Origin of the sequence: Asticcacaulis aquihabitans (assembly GCF_032490435.1) — a bacterium.
Lineage (GTDB): Bacteria > Pseudomonadota > Alphaproteobacteria > Caulobacterales > Caulobacteraceae > Asticcacaulis.
The window spans coordinates 598,458-613,998 of the sequence record NZ_JAVGWM010000004.1; the positions used below are offsets into that span (position 1 = coordinate 598,458).

The window sequence follows — 15,541 nt, forward strand, 5'->3', positions numbered from 1 at the left end:
CGCGGTTAGCTGATCATTTCGACATCGACGTGGTGGCGCGCCTTGACCATGTCGTAGCGGGCCGGAACCGTCAGCGGCGGCATGTCGATCATGCGCTGTACGGCCAGGGCGGCGCGCGGGATCAGGTCCGGATCGACCGTTACTTCGTACTGATGGAAGCGCAGGCTGTCGTAGATGCCTTGTAGCGTAATGCGCTTCATGTGCGGGCACAGGTTGCACGGGCGCAGGAATTCGACGCCGGGGGCATCGCTGGTCACATTGTCGGCCATCGAACATTCGGTGATCAGCACGACCTGTTTTGGCCGGTTCTTGGTGACATAGTCGCTCATGGCCGTGGTCGAGCCGGTGAAATCGGACGCAGCAATGACGTCTGGCGGACATTCCGGGTGCGCCAGCACGGTCACGCCCGGATGGGTGGCGCGAACCTCGGCAATGTCGTCCGCGTTGAAGCGTTCGTGCACTTCGCAGGCGCCGGCCCAGGCAATGATCTTGATATCGGTCTGGCGGGCGACGTTACGCGCCAGGAACTGGTCAGGGATGAGAATGACGCTGTCGACACCCCATTCGCGGGCGATATGCTCGACCACCTGAACGGCATTGGCCGAGGTACAGCAGATGTCGGTCTCGGCCTTCACATCGGCGGTGGTGTTGACATAGGTGACGACGGGCAGGCCGGGATAACGCTGCTTGATCAGCCGCACCTGCTCGCCGGTCAGCGACGAGGCCAGCGAACAGCCGGCACGCAGATCGGGGATAAGGACAGTCTTTTGCGGTGCCAGGATCTTGGAGGTTTCGGCCATGAAGTGCACGCCGCCCTGGACAATGATGTCGGCATCCGATTTGGCGGCTTCGCGCGCCAGCCCCAGGCTGTCGCCGACATAGTCCCCGACACCGTGGAAAATGTCGGGTGTCATGTAGTTGTGGGCCAGGATGACGGCGTTCATCTCTTTTTTCAGGCGATTGATCTGCGCGATCAACGGGGCCTGAATTTGCCATTCCAGCGGCGAGACCTTGTCCTTTAGACGGGCATATATACTGGCCGTCTCGGCTTCGATTGCCGGCGTGAATTCCATGGGTGCAGCCGTATCGGCCATCGTCTCTCTCCACATTCCCTTTATGGGACCCTTATGCTCACTTTCAGCATAAGGTAGGCATAAGATAATCCTGTCGCGGATGAATGCAATATGGTTGATGGTAACAAACGATCACGATTTATGACGGCGCGTGTGCATGAACAGGTCGGCCCTGAGGGGCGCGGCAAGCAGGACACGGCGGCGGCATTGGGGAAAATAGCGGAAATATTCGACTGGACCTCTTTCCCTCATTGTATCTTTATGGCGGTATTCTCATATGTGAGCCATCGCGTTTGAGACCTATCTGAGGAGACTATTATGAGCGAATCCGGCGTAGACACCAGCAAGAAGGTGGCCCACGAACTGTCCAAGGTTCTGGCCGACAGCTTCACCGTCTATCAAAAGACACACGGCTATCATTGGAATGTCCGCGGCCCGAACTTCCGTGGCCTGCACCTGCTGCTTGAAGAGCAATATAACGAAATCTGGACGTCGATCGATGAAATCGCCGAACGCATCCGCGCCCTCGATCAATTTGCCCCGATGGGCAATGGCGCGCTTGGCAACCTGACCTCGATCAAGGATGGCGATCCGACCCTGTCCGCGCCCGATATGCTCAAGGATCTGGTCGACGGGCATGAAACCGCCATAGAGACCCTGAAGGCGGCGGCCAAGGTGGCGGATGACGCTGGCGACCTTTCGACCGCGGATCTGTGCACCGTGCGCATCACCGCCCACGAAAAGCACCGCTGGATGCTAAAGGCAAGCCTCTCGGCCTAAGAGTCACGAGATCACGGTTTCGTGATAATGTGATTGGACAATGTTCAAAAGCCATGATGTCATGCCCCGAAACGGGGATGACATCATGGCTTTTTTACGCATACCAGCATCGCGCCGGCGACAGATGGCAACGGCTTTGGCTGTTATCCTGGGTCTGTATGTCTTACTGGCGATCATAACGACGCGCCCGGCCGATCCCGCGCTTTATCCTGCGCGGTCGCAAAGCATTCCTATCTATGTCATCAATAATGGCTTCCATACGGACATCGCTGTTCCCATGGACGTGGTGATGAAACGCGGAGGTGTGCTGGCGCAAGCCGGCCGAGCGGCGGGGCCTGGCAACTGGCTTGTCTATGGCTGGGGCGATGCCGGCTTCTACACGGCCAAAGGCGTATCCTTTACTCGCGCCATTGACGGTCTGCGCGCCTTGTTCATGCCGAGCAATCCCTCCGTTATCCGGGTTTTCAGCCTGAACGCGTCTCCGGATAAGGCGTTCGCCGATCCGATAGCCTCTTCCACCCGAATATCACCGGAAGGGTTCGAGGCCATGGCCCGTCTATATCGAAGCCTCCTTTGTCGTGAAGACAGGCGCGCCGGTGCGTGTCGATGTGCCGACGGCGGAATCCTTTTTCGCTAGCCGCGAATATTTCTCGATTGTCCGTGTCTGTAATAACTGGACGTCCGATCAATTGGCCGCGGCCGGCTTGCCGACGGCGCCGATGTTGGATGGCAGCGCACTTCTGTTCGGGCTTGATCTGCGGTGGCGGGCAGGTTTGCGCCGACCCGGCTGATTTCTTACGGTTCTTATGGAAATGACGGTTGCCCGCGCTTGAAGCCGGCGGTGTTTTGCCGCAAAAGACCGCATGGTTTTCATTACGCCCCGCATTTCCGTGCCCGATGAGGAACTGCACGAAAGTTTCGTGCGGGCGTCGGGGGCTGGCGGGCAGAATGTCAACAAAGTCTCGACAGCGGTCGAACTGCGCTTTTCCATTTTTGAAAACCAGACCATTCCCTATGATGTGAAAATGCGCCTTATCCGTCTGGGCGGGCGGCGGGTCACGCAGGAAGGCGTGCTGGTCCTGTTCGTTCAGACGCACCGGACCCAGGACATGAACCGAAAGGCGGCTTCAGACCGTTTCGTCGAGCTTGTCCAGAAGGCGGCCGTTCCGCCACCACCGCCGCGTATCGCGACAAAACCGACGCGTGGTGCGGTCAAACGGCGGCTGGTTGGAAAGGCCATTCGATCCACCGTCAAATCCAATCGAAAAAGGCCGGATGATCCTGATGAGCTATAATATCCGACCGTCAACTACCGCCGACGAAGCGGGTATCCACGAAGTCTATCGCGCCGCCGCAGCGCAGGGCGGTGGTCTGCTGCGCCGCGAAGATGAAATCACGCATGACTATGTGTGGAACAACCTCAAACACAGCCTCGATACTGGCATCACGCTGGTGGCCGAAACGGACGATGGGCGCATCTTGGGGGAGATTCACGGCTGGCCATCGCCGACTCGGCAATTGGGGCATTGCCTGACCAACCTGACTCTTGCGGTCGACCCGGCGGCCCAGGGGCGTGGCGTGGGCCAGGCCCTGTTCACACGACTGATCGAGGTGGCGAACCTAGACCCGCGTTTGCGTATCATCGAGCTCTATTGCCGCGAGGATAATAAACGCGCCATCGACCTGTATCAGAAGATGGGGTTTGTTTTCGAAGGACGTTTGAAGGGACGGGTCTGGCAGGGCGAGGGCAAGCCCTATCTCGATGACCTGCTTATGGCGCTTTACCTGTCCACGGACGTTTGACGTAACAGTGGACGCTTGAGCAGCCGTTTGCGCAGGACCACCCAGCCGATACTGTAGACCAGGATCAAAGCCGCAAGCGCCAGAAAGCGGATATCGTTGTGATATATCTGATCGAAAAGCCGCGCGCACACGCCAACCAGGCTGGATAACAGGCAAAGCAGCCAGACGCGGACCGCCAGACGCCAGTGCGATCCGTCCCGGCGCTGCAACCAAATCTGATAGAGATGTTCCTTGTGCGGCTTGAAAACGTCCAGCTTCTTTCGCGTGCGCGTAATCAGGGTCAGGACGACATCAACCAGCAGTGGCGCCAGCAGGAAGCCCCCGAACCATACTGAGCCCACGCCGTAGGCCTTGCAAACCAGAGTCGCGCCGCCGATCAGCGCGCCAGCGAACATGGACCCGGCATCGCCCTGGAATGCCCTGGCTTTTTGCGGATGACCCGGCGGCAGGTTGAACGGCGCGAACCCGAGGTGAGCGCCGGCGACGCAGACGCAAACCAGCAAAACGCCGCCCAGATAGGCGCCCATATCGCTGAACGGCGCCATTGCCAGGATCAGCCCTGCGAACATGAGCAGGGAGATGGTCTGGGTGCCAATCGCCAGTCCGTTCGATCCATCCATAAAATTGATGGCGTTTATGGCCAGGATCAGCCACGCCGCGCTGCCGAGCAGACCGATCGGCCACCAGACGTCCAAGGAAAGGCCGGGCCCGAAATCCAGGGAGGTCACGCGGTAGAACCACGCGAAGGCCAAGCACAGCAGCACTTGAAAACCGAGCCTCAGCCGTGCCGGCAGGTCGATAACGTCGTCAACGGCGCCCGATAGGCCCATGAGGCACGCAAAGCCGAACAGGATCAGGCCGTCATGCCAGCTGCCGGGTATGTCGCGGCCGAAAAAGGTGATGATGAGGCCGATGACCAGAGCGGACGCTGCCATTATGGCCAGGCCGCCGGAGGTCGGCGTCGGGTTGGTGTGGGCACCGCGGTCACGGGGAATATCGATTGGCCCGCCCTTCAGCACCAGCAGGCTAAACAGGGCGGCAGCGGCGGCAGACAGGACAAGCCCGCCAACCAGAAGGGCAGGCGGAATCAACCAGGTTATGTGCCAGGGCGTTACCATAAGGCTGTGACTGCTCTCTTTTTTTGCCGAGAGCAAGAGTCTTGCGACAAAGCGAAATCCCCCCAAACGCTTATCAACAAAAAATAGAAAATCTGACTAACGCAAACACGGAGATGGACGGAACCCTTGTCCCCCGACGGGGTTCCGCCCTCTCGGCGTGTTTACTTCAGGCTGGCGCAGAAGCGCTGGATGCGCGAACAGGCCTCGGTCAGAACCGACTCCGACGTGGCGTAGGAAATGCGGAAGAAGGGCGACAGACCGAAGGCAGCGCCGTGTACAACCGCGACTTCTTCGGTTTGCAGCAGTTCACCGGCAAAGTCTTCGTCATTGGTGATGATCTTGCCCGACGGGGCCTGCTTGCCAATGCAGCCGGCGATCGACGGGTAGACGTAAAAGGCGCCCTCCGGCGTCGGGCAGGTAATGCCCTTGGCGTTATTGAGCATGGCGACGACCAGGTCGCGGCGCTTCTGGAAGACCTCGGCGCGCGGGGCGATGAAATCCTGGGTGCCGTTGAGCGCTTCGACAGCCGCCCATTGGGCGATCGAGCAGGCGTTGGAGGTCGATTGCGAAATGATCTTCGACATCGCCTTGATCAGCGGCTCGGGACCCGCGCAATAGCCGATGCGCCAGCCAGTCATCGAATAGGCCTTGGAGACGCCGTTCATGGTCAGGGTGCGGTCGTACAGTTCCGGCACGACCTGGGCGATGGTGGCGTATTTGAAGCCGTCGAACAACAGGTGCTCATACATGTCGTCCGTCAGGATCCAGACCTGGGGATGACGCTTCAGGACTTCGCCCAGCGCCTTCAGGTCGTCGGCCGTGTAAACCGCGCCGGTCGGGTTCGAGGGTGAGTTGAGGATCAGCCACTTCGTCTTGGGCGTGATGGCGGCTTCGAGGGTTTCCGGTGTCAGCTTGAAGCCGGTTTCCATTCCGGCCACGGCGAAGACCGGCGTGCCGCCAGCCAGCAGCACCATGTCCGGATAGGACACCCAGTAAGGCGCGGGCACGATGACTTCGTCGCCGGCGTTCAGAGACGCCATCATGGCATTGTAGATGACCGGCTTACCGCCCGGCGACACCGATACTTGGGTCGTCTTGTAATCCAGGCCATTTTCGCGCTTGAACTTGGCGACAATGGCGGCCTTCAGCTCAGGGATGCCGTCGACGTCGGTATAGCGGGTTTCACCGCGCTTGATCGCCTTGATGGCGGCGTCGCAGATGTTTTCCGGCGTGTCGAAGTCGGGTTCGCCGGCACCGAGCGAAATCACCTTGCGTCCGGCGCGCGCCAGTTCGCGCGCCTTTGCCGTGACAGCCAGGGTAGGGGAAGGCTTGACGCGCTTGAGCGTGTCCGATTCAGAGAAGGGGGCCATGAGAGTGCTCGCGGTTTGAGACAGGTCCACCATTGGCGGAGCGCCATCCGTGGAGAGGGAAAAATGCAGGCCTCTCTTTACTCGCACGCGCTCGTTTGTCCAACTGTCATCGTCCATCATGGCTCAAAATCTTTCTCAACTGCGGCGTTGCGGCACGGTTAGTTACAAAGGTTTCCAAATTGCCGCTTTTGCTGCAATTTTACTTGTGCAAACCATAGCTTTGACGACATACAGCCTGCAATGCACAATCGATTTCAACATTTATGGCGAACCGTAACAGGCTTTTTCCTGCACATGGACGGAAAAAACCTGCGCGCGCTGGGCATGAGCCTGCTGCTGCTGGCGCTTGTCGTCGTCGTGTTTCTGGTCGGCAAATCGCCTTGGGGCCAGGAACTGCTGCTCGATCTGGAGCACTGGATGGCTCAGTACCGCCATTCGCCCCTGGCCATTGTCATCGTCACCCTGGTGTTTTGTGTGTCCGCGCTGTTCGGCGCACCGCAATTTGTGCTGATCGCCGCCTGTGTCGTCGTCTTCGGACCGATTTGGGGCGGGTTTTACAGCTGGGCCGCAACCGTCATTTCCGCGATCATGACCTTTTACATGGGCCGGTATGCCGGTGCGGGCGTGCTGGCGCGGCTGGGCGGAAACCATGTTGGACGCCTGAGTGACTATATCGGCAAGAACGCCTTTTCCGCCTCCTTCATTGTGCGCAACATTCCGTCTGCGCCGTTTATCGTTGTCAACATGGCCTTCGGTGCCTCGCGCGCGTCATTCCTCGGTTTCATCTCAGGGTGCGCGCTGGGCATCATCCCCAAAACCGCGTTGGTGGCCCTGTTTGGCCAGTCCTATGCCTCAGTCACCCAGGGCGGCAACTGGCGAATGGCGCTGTTGATGGCGGGCATCGCCATCGTTTGGCTGGGCCTGATGCTGGTGGCTCGCAAGGTCTACGAAGTGGCGCGAAACCGGCATCAGAATACAGAATGAAATCACCGGCCGTTATCAGATGACATTTTGTGTGATCGTCGAACCTTAAAAAAGCAGCATTCCCATTGAATACAAGGCATTAACCAATTCGCTTGTAGGGTGAAACTATCTTTTTTCTGAACCCTCTTGAAATATGAATCAGATAAGGGCAAGTGAGGGCTTTCCGGGAGTTGGAACCTGTTGATTCAAGGGCATTTGGCCTTGATCCGGCGACGGGCTATCCGGATTGCCCCCAAAATGCCTTCCTTACACTCTAATGGGTTCGCCCCCTCTAAAAAGCCCTCTAAGCACCAAGGTAGTTTATCTCAATGTTCAAGTCCTTCTTCGGCGGATTTTCCAACGACATCGCCATCGACCTTGGTACGGCCAATACACTGATCTACATGAAGGGGCGCGGGATCGTGCTCAACGAACCGTCGGTGGTGGCATTGCGTAATGTCGGTGGTCGCAAGCTGGTGCACGCCGTGGGCATCGAAGCCAAGCAGATGCTGGGCCGCACGCCCGGCCACATGGAAGCCATCCGCCCGATGCGTGACGGCGTCATCGCCGACTTCGAAGTCGCCGAGGAAATGATCAAGTACTTCATCCGCAAGGTTCATAACCGCAAGGGCTTCGTCAATCCGAAGGTCATTGTGTGCGTGCCGTCGGGTGCCACTGCGGTTGAGCGTCGCGCCATCAATGACAGCTGCCTGAACGCTTCGGCCCGCCGCGTCGGTCTGTTGGATGAGCCTATGGCCGCCGCCATAGGCGCGGGCCTGCCGATCCACGAACCGACCGGCTCTATGGTCGTCGATATCGGCGGCGGCACGACCGAAGTGGCGGTTCTCTCGCTGTCGGGCATCGTCTATTCCAAGTCGGTTCGCGTTGGCGGCGACAAGATGGACGAAGCCATCACCAATTTCATGCGCCGCAATCACAACCTGCTGATCGGTGAAACCACCGCTGAACGCATCAAGAAGGACATTGGCACAGCCCGCGTTCCGCACGACGGCGAAGGCTTGGCCATCGACGTCAAGGGCCGCGACCTGATGCAGGGCGTGCCGCGCGAAGTCCGTATCTCCGAACGCCAGGCGGCGGAAGCCCTGGCTGAACCGGTCGCCCAAATCATCGATGCGGTGAAAGTGGCGCTGGAAGCCACGCCGCCGGAACTGGCCGCCGACATCGCCGACAAGGGCATCATGCTGACCGGTGGTGGCGCTCTGCTGCGCGGCCTTGACATTGAAATCCGCGACCAGACCGGCCTGCCGGTCTCCGTGGCCGAAGACCCCCTGTCCTGTGTCGCCATCGGTTGTGGCCGGGTGCTTGAGCATCCGCGCTGGATGAAGGGCATTCTTGACGCGACCATGTCGTAATCGAGTTGTAATAGGGTTCTAAAAGCGGACCGATCACCATATTTACACAGGCTCGATGGCTCTGAGGAAATTGTAGCGTGCCCTACGGAGACAACAACAAGCACTTCGAACACCTGAAACTGCCCATGACCTGGGCCGTGATGGGTGTTGTTGCGGTTGTCTGTATCGTCGCCGCGCTTATGTTCCTGGGTGACCGTCGTGACGATGTCGAGCCGGGCGCATACACGAACCGCGCGGGTTTCGATACGGTTGCCAGCCTGCCGGACAAGGCGTTGTCCTATCCGGTGCACAAAATCGGCGATGGCACCAACTGGCTGGACGACTACTTCTTCGCTGTGCGCGAAAACCGCAGCCTGAAAAAGAAGGTGGCCCAGCTTCAGCAGGACCATGACCGCATGGTTGAACTGGCGGATATCAATGCCCGCTATGAAAAACTGCTCAACCTGCGCACCGAGCCCCCCGTCGAAACCGTCGCCGCCCGTTCGGTCGCCGTTTCGCGTGGGCCGTTCGCCAATAATCGCCTGATTGACGCCGGCTCGAACAAGAAGATCGGTTTCGGCAACCCGGTCATCACCGAACACGGTCTGGTCGGGCGCATTGTCGGTGTTTCCGCCGATGTCAGCCGCGTATTGATGGTCACCGATGTGACCAGCCACGTACCTGTAATGATTTTGCGTTCCGATGCGCGCGCCATGATGAATGGCGATGGCGGCGGCTACCCCAAGCTCGATTTCGTGCGCGGCAAGGATTCGGTGAAGGTGGGGGATCAGATCCTGTCGTCCGGCGACGGCGGTATCTTCCCACGCGGACTGCCGGTGGGCGAAGCGGTCAAGGGGGTCGATGGCGTCTGGCGTGTGCGTCTTTATTCGAACCGTGCCCCGATCGATTTCGTCAAGGTCCTGTTGTTCAAGGACTTCTCACAACTGCCTAACGGCGACACCCTGCTGCGCACCCCGGCGGTCAGCGATGTTCTGCCGCCGCCCGCTCAGCCGGTGGGTGCGTCGGCCCCGGCATCCTCGGCTTCCGGATCGTCCTCCGCTTCTGGATCATCCGCGTCGTCTTCGGCCGCCGTGACAACCACGGGCGCCGCCTCAAGCAGTGCGGCGTCGGCCACCAAGCCCAAGCCCGTCGCACCGAAACCAGCGGCGCCGAAGCCTGCTGCCCCCAAACCAGCTGGCGCAAGCAACAGCGCCGCGCCGACGCCGGAGCTCAGGCCGTTCGTTCCGCCGGCCACGACTCAGACCACGAGTCCGGCCGCCGAAGGGCAACAATAATGAAGGTCCCCGGCATGCTGGGCCCTAAGAGACGCGGCATCAGCGGCGCGGCTATCAATCGCGGCCTGCGCAGTGGCATGGCGTCCAAGATTGTCGGCCCCTGGGACTGGATTCTGGCGCCCGCTCTGATGAGCATCGGCCTTACCCTGGCCTTGGCGGCGGCGTTTCAACCCTTTGGTTTTTATTTGCCTGAGCCGGTGTCGCCGCTAATTCTGGCCTTTGCCTGGCCTCTGATCCGCCCCTCCTACTTCGCGCCCCTGGTGCTCGGCGTGCTTGGCCTTTTTCTGGATATGTTTTGGGGTGCGTCCCTCGGCTTCTGGACGATCAGCCTGATGCTGGTCTATGGCGCACTGGTAACGGCGCGAACCTATATTGTCGGCCAGGAATGGATCGTCGTCTTCGGCATCTTCCTGTTGACGGAAGGTCTCTTTTTCAGCCTGTGCGTCCTGCTGACCTTGGTCGACACCGGCGTTTGGCCGCGTCTGTGGGGCGTCGTCGAACAGGCCTTCGCAACCACGCTGCTTTTCCCCTTCGTCCTGTATCTGCTGGAAAAATATGTCCATGCCGATGTCAGGTTCCAGTGAGGTGAAAGATGGCCGACCCGTCTATCGTCTTTACGGATGTCAATGAACGTCAAGGGGCCTTCCACCGCCGCATCTTCCTGATGGGCGGGGTGACGGCGTTTGGGCTATTCGCACTGACCGGTCGTCTGGTTCACCTTCAAGGGGTGCAGGGTGAAAAGTACAAGATGCTGGCCGCCGCCAACCAGTACAATTACCGCATCGAGCCGCCGCCGCGTGGCGAAATCCTCGATCGCAATGGCAAGGTCATTGCCGGCAACCGCCCGTCGTTCCGTGTCATGATCGAAGCCAACCTGATCAAGAATATCGACGATACGCTCGATCAGATTGCTTACGTTCTACCGCAGACCCTGTCACAGCGCCGCCGCATCCTGCGTGACATAAACCAGTCCCAGCGGTTCGTACCCACCATTGTCGCCGCCGATCTGGCCTGGGAGGATTTCGCCAAGATCAGCCTCTACGCCAATGATATCCCCGGCGTGGTGGCGGACATGGACGAAATGCGCACCTATTATTATGGCGGTGCCTTTTCCCATGTCGTCGGCTACGTCAACAAGATCAACGCCAAGGAATTGGCACGCGAAGTCGAACAGACAGGCGGAAAACCCGACAAGCTGCTTCTGCATCCCGGGTTTCGTATCGGCAAGAGCGGCATTGAAAAGACCTATGACGTGCAGTTGCGCGGCCAGGCGGGCGGCAAGAAGATCGAAGTCGACGCGCGCGGCAAGGTGGTGGCAGAAGACAATGAAGGCTCGCGCCCGGCCGTAGAGGGCAAGGATATTGTGCTCACGCTCGATGCCGACATCCAGAGCCGCGCCGTCGAGGTGTTCGGCGAAGACTCCGGCTCAGCGATTATGATGAACTGCCATACGGGCGAAGTCCTGTGCATGACATCGTCGCCCGGTTTCGACCCCAACCTGTTCGTTTCCGGCATTTCCGGCCCGGCCTATCGCCTGCTGGCCGAATATGAACGCCTGCCCTTGCTGGACAAGGCGGTCGGCTCGACCTATGCACCGGGCTCGACGTTCAAGATGAATACGGCGATTGCCTTATTGGCCGCGGGTGTCAATCCGTCCGAACGTGTGACCTGCACCGGCGTGTACCGCATGGGTAACAGCAGTTTCCGTTGCTGGAAGCCGGGCGGGCACGGCTCCGTCGATATGAGGGGCGCGCTGAAACATTCCTGCGACGTCTACTTCTATACCCTGTGCAATCGCGCCGGCGTCAACGGTATCGCGCGGACGGCGCGTATGCTCGGTTTCGAACAGACCTTTCCCGATCTTGGCATCGAAGGGCAGAAGAAGGGCCTTATCCCCGATACGGCCTACAAGGCGCGTGCCTTCAAAAAGGACCCGACCTGGCACCCCGGCGAAACCGTGTCGGTGTCGATCGGGCAAGGCTATGTCAACGTCTCAGCCATTCAACTGGCCACCTATATCGCGCGCATCGCCAACGGCAAGAAGGCGGTGGAACCCTATCTGGTCCGTAAGGTCGGCAGCGAACTCGAAGACCATATGAGCCGCTTCCGCGATCTGGGGATTCCGGAATCGCATATCCAGATCGCGCGCGACGGTATGTATATGGTGTCCAATGACAGCGACGGCACGGCCTTCCGGCAATCACAGCTCGATCTTGGCCCCAATATCAAGATGTCGGGCAAGACCGGCACTGCCCAAGTCCGGTCATACGGATCCGGCACGCGCAAGGCGGCGGAATGGAAGTATAAGGATCACGGGCTTTTCGTTTGTTTCGCGCCGTCCGATGCGCCGAAATATGCCCTGGCCGTGGTGGTCGAACACGGCGTCGCCGGCGGCAAGTTCGCCGCACCCAAGGCGCGTGAGATCATGCGACTGGCGCTGATGAAGGACCCGGAAATTCAGAAACGCATCATCGGCCCGGTCAGCACGGCCGTCGATACGGCAGCGCTCAAGGCTGGCGCCGTAGATCCCGAGGTCGACGCCCTTGCGCCGGAGCCTCTGGCCGACAATATAAGGTCGGACTGACATGGCCGAGCCCTCCCTAGTATTTACCGATGTGAACGAACGCCAGGGTATGTTTACCCGGCGGGTCTTCCTCATGGGCGGATTTGTCGCTTTCGGCATGTTCGCCCTGACCGGTCGTCTGGCGCATCTTCAGATTTTGCAGGGCAGCAAGTATTCGAAGCTGGCGGCTGCCAACCAGTTCAATTTTCGCCTGATCCCGCCGCCGCGCGGCAATATCTACGACCGTAACGGCAAGCTGATCGCCGGCAACCGTCCCTCATTTCGCGTGATGATCGAGACCAACGAGGTCAAGAACATCGACGATACGCTGGACGAAGTGTCCTATGTCCTGCCGCAGACCCTGTCCTCGCGCCGCCGTATCCTGCGCGATATCAACCAGAATCAGCGCTCGGTGCCGACAGTCATCGCCTCCGATCTGAGCTGGGAGGATTTTTCTCACGTCAGCCTGTACGCCAACGATATTCCGGGAATTGTGGCGGACATGGATGAAGTGCGCGCCTACTATTATGGCGGTGCGTTTTCGCATGTCGTGGGCTACGTGTCGAAGATTTCGCAGAGGGATCTGACCGATGAAACCGGCGTCAGCCAGACCGATTTCAACCTGCTGCACCACCCCAGCTTCCGCATCGGCAAGCAGGGGATCGAAAAGGCGTTCGACAAAGACCTGCGCGGCACGCCCGGCGGACGCAAGGTCGAGGTCGATTCCCGCGGCAAGGTGGTTGCTGATGACGAGGAAGGGAATATAGCACCCGTCCCTGGCAAGGATATCGTCCTGACCTTGGACGCCGATATTCAGTCGCGCGCGGTCGAGGTCTTCGGCCAGGAATCCGGCTCGGCCGTGATGATGGATGTGCGCACCGGCGAAGTCCTGTGCATGACGTCGTCTCCCGGTTTCGACCCCAATCTGTTCGTTTCGGGCATTTCGTCCAAGGCCTATAAGCTGTTGGCCGATTACGATCATATCCCGTTGCTCGATAAGGCGCTCTCCTCGACCTTTCCGCCGGGCTCGACCTTCAAGACCATGGTCGCCCTGGCGGCGCTCGAAAATGGTTACGACCCCAATACCATCCATGTCTGTAACCGGCACTGGCCGTGGGGCGGGCGCGTCTGGGGCTGTGACGACGCTCATGGGGCGCTCAACCTGCATCAGGCGATCGTCACCTCGTGCGACATCTATTTCTATCAGTGCGCGCTGAGCGTAGGGCCGGACAAGATTGCCGCCATGGCGCGCAAGTTCGGCTTAGGCGACATCTTCGATATCGGCATTTCCGGTCAGAAGGCGGGCATAGTCCCTGACTCGGCGTGGAAGAAAAAGTATTTCGCCAAGCGCAATCCGGCCAACACCAAATGGTTCCCCGGTGAAACGCCGTCGATGGGCATCGGGCAGGGCTATACCAACCTCAATCCTTTGCAACTATGCGTCATGGTGGCGCGCCTGGCCAACGGCCGCAAGGCCTTGACGCCGCAATTGGTCAAGTCGGTGGGGGGCGTTGACCGCGTGGTCAAGGAATTTCCCGACCTGCCGGCCGATCCGGCGCACATCGATTTCGTCCGTGCCGCCATGGCCGACGTGGTCACTAGCGGCACCGCCGCTCGCACCGGCAAGCTTGATTTGGGACCGATCATGATGGCCGGTAAGACCGGCACGGCCCAGGCCTATGATTACAAAGGCGGTCGCGGGGCGCACGGCGCCGTGGGCGATTGGAAATTGCGCGACCATGCCTGGTTCGTCGCTTTTGCCCCGGCCGACGCGCCGCGTTTCGCCATGAGTGTCTTGGTGCAGCATGGCGGCTTCGGTGCCGCCTCCGCTGCACCCAAAGCGCGTGAAATCATGCGGCTGGCTCTGCTCAAGGACCCCGAAACCCAGAAGCGTATCGTCAGCATAAATCCCGCCGACCTGGTCGATAAGCCGCTGCCGGCGGATACATCGACCGACGGCATTCCCCCCAATGGCAATCCGGATGTGGTGCCGTCGCCGGCCGCTACCGGCCACAAAAGCGTTTAGGTATAGGCATGGTCGATTCCGCCCTTTCACGTCCCGGACAACGCGAACGCTACGACAGCAAGCTGGCGCAGATCGACTGGGTCTTTGTTGGCCTGCTGGCCACTCTGACCGGTATTGGCATTCTGCTGCTTTACAGCGTTGGCGGCATGAAATGGGAACCGTGGGCGTTTAAGCAGCTTGTCACCTTCTGCGCCTGCATGGCCTTTATGCTGTTGCTGGCCCTGGTTGACCTGCGCGTCTGGCTGATGGGGGCCTATTGGTTTTATGGCGCCTCCCTGCTTTTACTGGTCGCGGTCGAAGCGGTCGGTGATGTCCGCATGGGCGCCCAGCGTTGGCTATCCGTTGGCGGATTTGGTTTTCAGCCGTCTGAGTTCATGAAGCTGGCCATTGTTTTGGCATTGGCGCGTTTTTACCATGAATGTTCGGCGAAGGACGCCAATTGGTCTTGGAAGCTATTGATTCCCGCCGCCATGATCGGCGTGCCGGCGGTGCTGGTCATGCACCAACCCGACCTTGGCACGGCGGTTCTGATTTCGTTGACGGGCCTGGCGGTCATGATCCTGGCCGGCCTGAACTGGAAAGTTATCGCCGCGGGTGCGGCTGCGGCGGCGGTCGCTATTCCTCTGGCGTTCGAATTCGTGCTGCATGAATATCAGCGTCAACGCATCCTGACCTTCCTCAATCCCGAAGAAGACCCGTCCGGTTCCGGTTATCACATCCTGCAGTCGAAGATCGCGATGGGGTCGGGCGGCCTGTTGGGCAAGGGGCTGGGGCTGGGCTCGCAATCCCAGCTTAACTTCCTGCCGGAAAAGCATACCGACTTCATCATGGCGGCCGTATGCGAAGAACTCGGGTTCGCGGGCGGTTTTATGATTTTCCTGCTCTACGGCGCGATCATCCTGATGGCGCTGCGCATGGCCTCCTTGTCGCATTCGCATTTCGGTCGGCTGGCGGCGGCGGGGGCCACGGCCACCTTCGCCCTGTACGTCTTGATCAATGGCGCGATGGTTATGGGGTTGTTTCCGGTCGTCGGTGTGCCGATGCCTCTGGTGTCCTATGGCGGGTCGGCCATGCTGATGGTTATGACGGGCTTCGGTCTCGTGCTTGGTGTCAAGGTGCACCGCTATCAGGAACTGCCGCGTCAGGCGTCCATCTTCCAACGCTTCGAATAGGGGCGCATAGGCGATCCAGGGCATTC

General features: G+C 59.8%; 15 protein-coding genes. 12 read left to right on the forward strand and 3 right to left on the reverse strand.

The genetic code is table 11. The features are described from left to right. Positions 1 to 5 precede the first annotated feature (5 nt). Positions 6 to 1,109, reverse strand: coding sequence for a quinolinate synthase NadA (gene nadA, locus RCJ00_RS17105; protein ID WP_411267553.1), 1,104 nt, complete (start codon positions 1,107 to 1,109; stop codon positions 6 to 8). Positions 1,110 to 1,391: 282 nt separating this feature from the next. Here nadA and RCJ00_RS17110 point away from each other — a divergent pair, with 282 nt between their 5' ends. From RCJ00_RS17110 to RCJ00_RS17125, 5 genes are all read left to right on the forward strand, one after another. Continuing rightward, a complete protein-coding gene (locus RCJ00_RS17110; RefSeq protein WP_316223462.1) occupies positions 1,392 to 1,853 on the forward strand; it encodes a Dps family protein in 462 nt (153 codons plus the stop codon). An 85-nt stretch (positions 1,854 to 1,938) separates the two neighbouring features. Further along, entirely contained in the window at positions 1,939 to 2,490 is a 552-nt protein-coding gene (locus RCJ00_RS17115) for a DUF2459 domain-containing protein (protein WP_316223464.1), read from the forward strand. Beyond that, positions 2,462 to 2,644, forward strand: coding sequence for a DUF2459 domain-containing protein (locus RCJ00_RS20675; protein WP_411267558.1), 183 nt, complete (start codon positions 2,462 to 2,464; stop codon positions 2,642 to 2,644). The genes RCJ00_RS17115 and RCJ00_RS20675 overlap by 29 nt, the downstream gene beginning before the upstream one ends. Positions 2,645 to 2,716: 72 nt before the next feature. Further along, positions 2,717 to 3,148: an alternative ribosome rescue aminoacyl-tRNA hydrolase ArfB gene (gene arfB / locus RCJ00_RS17120; protein WP_316223465.1), complete on the forward strand. Its 432-nt coding sequence runs from the start codon at positions 2,717 to 2,719 to the stop codon at positions 3,146 to 3,148. Beyond that, positions 3,138 to 3,656, forward strand: a complete 519-nt coding sequence (locus tag RCJ00_RS17125; RefSeq protein WP_316223466.1) for a GNAT family N-acetyltransferase — start codon at positions 3,138 to 3,140, stop codon at positions 3,654 to 3,656. Before arfB ends, RCJ00_RS17125 begins: the two co-directional genes overlap by 11 nt. Here RCJ00_RS17125 and RCJ00_RS17130 read toward each other — a convergent pair. Both RCJ00_RS17130 and RCJ00_RS17135 read right to left on the reverse strand, forming a co-directional pair. Further along, complete coding sequence (locus RCJ00_RS17130; RefSeq protein ID WP_316223467.1) at positions 3,635 to 4,774, reverse strand: glycosyltransferase family 4 protein; 1,140 nt, start codon at positions 4,772 to 4,774, stop codon at positions 3,635 to 3,637. The two genes, RCJ00_RS17125 and RCJ00_RS17130, sit on opposite strands and share 22 nt — an antisense overlap. 161 nt (positions 4,775 to 4,935) lie before the next feature. After that, entirely contained in the window at positions 4,936 to 6,144 is a 1,209-nt protein-coding gene (locus RCJ00_RS17135; protein ID WP_316223469.1) for a pyridoxal phosphate-dependent aminotransferase, read from the reverse strand. A gap of 294 nt (positions 6,145 to 6,438) precedes the next feature. Here RCJ00_RS17135 and RCJ00_RS17140 point away from each other — a divergent pair, with 294 nt between their 5' ends. The 7 genes from RCJ00_RS17140 (at position 6,439) to rodA (ending at position 15,515) form a co-directional block, all read left to right on the forward strand. Next, positions 6,439 to 7,128, forward strand: coding sequence for a TVP38/TMEM64 family protein (locus tag RCJ00_RS17140; RefSeq protein ID WP_316223470.1), 690 nt, complete (start codon positions 6,439 to 6,441; stop codon positions 7,126 to 7,128). A gap of 308 nt (positions 7,129 to 7,436) precedes the next feature. After that, entirely contained in the window at positions 7,437 to 8,480 is a 1,044-nt protein-coding gene (locus tag RCJ00_RS17145; protein WP_018081200.1) for a rod shape-determining protein, read from the forward strand. A gap of 77 nt (positions 8,481 to 8,557) precedes the next feature. Then, entirely contained in the window at positions 8,558 to 9,754 is a 1,197-nt protein-coding gene (gene mreC, locus RCJ00_RS17150) for a rod shape-determining protein MreC (RefSeq protein ID WP_316223472.1), read from the forward strand. A gap of 14 nt (positions 9,755 to 9,768) precedes the next feature. Further along, a complete protein-coding gene (locus RCJ00_RS17155; protein WP_316223473.1) occupies positions 9,769 to 10,338 on the forward strand; it encodes a hypothetical protein in 570 nt (189 codons plus the stop codon). Between the two features lie 8 nt (positions 10,339 to 10,346). Then, positions 10,347 to 12,338 carry a penicillin-binding protein 2 gene (gene mrdA / locus RCJ00_RS17160; RefSeq protein WP_316223474.1) on the forward strand — a complete coding sequence of 664 codons (1,992 nt, stop codon included), beginning with the start codon at positions 10,347 to 10,349 and terminating at the stop codon, positions 12,336 to 12,338. A 1-nt stretch (position 12,339) separates the two neighbouring features. Further along, positions 12,340 to 14,343: a penicillin-binding protein 2 gene (gene mrdA / locus RCJ00_RS17165; protein WP_316223475.1), complete on the forward strand. Its 2,004-nt coding sequence runs from the start codon at positions 12,340 to 12,342 to the stop codon at positions 14,341 to 14,343. Between the two features lie 8 nt (positions 14,344 to 14,351). Then, positions 14,352 to 15,515, forward strand: a complete 1,164-nt coding sequence (gene rodA, locus RCJ00_RS17170) for a rod shape-determining protein RodA (protein ID WP_316223477.1) — start codon at positions 14,352 to 14,354, stop codon at positions 15,513 to 15,515. The last annotated feature ends 26 nt before the right edge of the window (positions 15,516 to 15,541 follow it).

Coding starts and splice junctions, on each gene's coding strand:
- nadA (WP_411267553.1), bottom strand. CDS start 1,109: ATGTGGAGAGAGACGATGGCCGATACGGCTGCACCCATGGAATTCACG.
- RCJ00_RS17145 (WP_018081200.1), top strand. CDS start 7,437: ATGTTCAAGTCCTTCTTCGGCGGATTTTCCAACGACATCGCCATCGAC.
- RCJ00_RS17115 (WP_316223464.1), top strand. CDS start 1,939: ATGGCTTTTTTACGCATACCAGCATCGCGCCGGCGACAGATGGCAACG.
- rodA (WP_316223477.1), top strand. CDS start 14,352: ATGGTCGATTCCGCCCTTTCACGTCCCGGACAACGCGAACGCTACGAC.
- mrdA (WP_316223475.1), top strand. CDS start 12,340: ATGGCCGAGCCCTCCCTAGTATTTACCGATGTGAACGAACGCCAGGGT.
- mrdA (WP_316223474.1), top strand. CDS start 10,347: ATGGCCGACCCGTCTATCGTCTTTACGGATGTCAATGAACGTCAAGGG.
- RCJ00_RS17155 (WP_316223473.1), top strand. CDS start 9,769: ATGCTGGGCCCTAAGAGACGCGGCATCAGCGGCGCGGCTATCAATCGC.
- RCJ00_RS17140 (WP_316223470.1), top strand. CDS start 6,439: ATGGACGGAAAAAACCTGCGCGCGCTGGGCATGAGCCTGCTGCTGCTG.
- RCJ00_RS17125 (WP_316223466.1), top strand. CDS start 3,138: ATGAGCTATAATATCCGACCGTCAACTACCGCCGACGAAGCGGGTATC.
- RCJ00_RS17110 (WP_316223462.1), top strand. CDS start 1,392: ATGAGCGAATCCGGCGTAGACACCAGCAAGAAGGTGGCCCACGAACTG.
- RCJ00_RS17130 (WP_316223467.1), bottom strand. CDS start 4,774: ATGGTAACGCCCTGGCACATAACCTGGTTGATTCCGCCTGCCCTTCTG.
- RCJ00_RS17135 (WP_316223469.1), bottom strand. CDS start 6,144: ATGGCCCCCTTCTCTGAATCGGACACGCTCAAGCGCGTCAAGCCTTCC.
- arfB (WP_316223465.1), top strand. CDS start 2,717: ATGGTTTTCATTACGCCCCGCATTTCCGTGCCCGATGAGGAACTGCAC.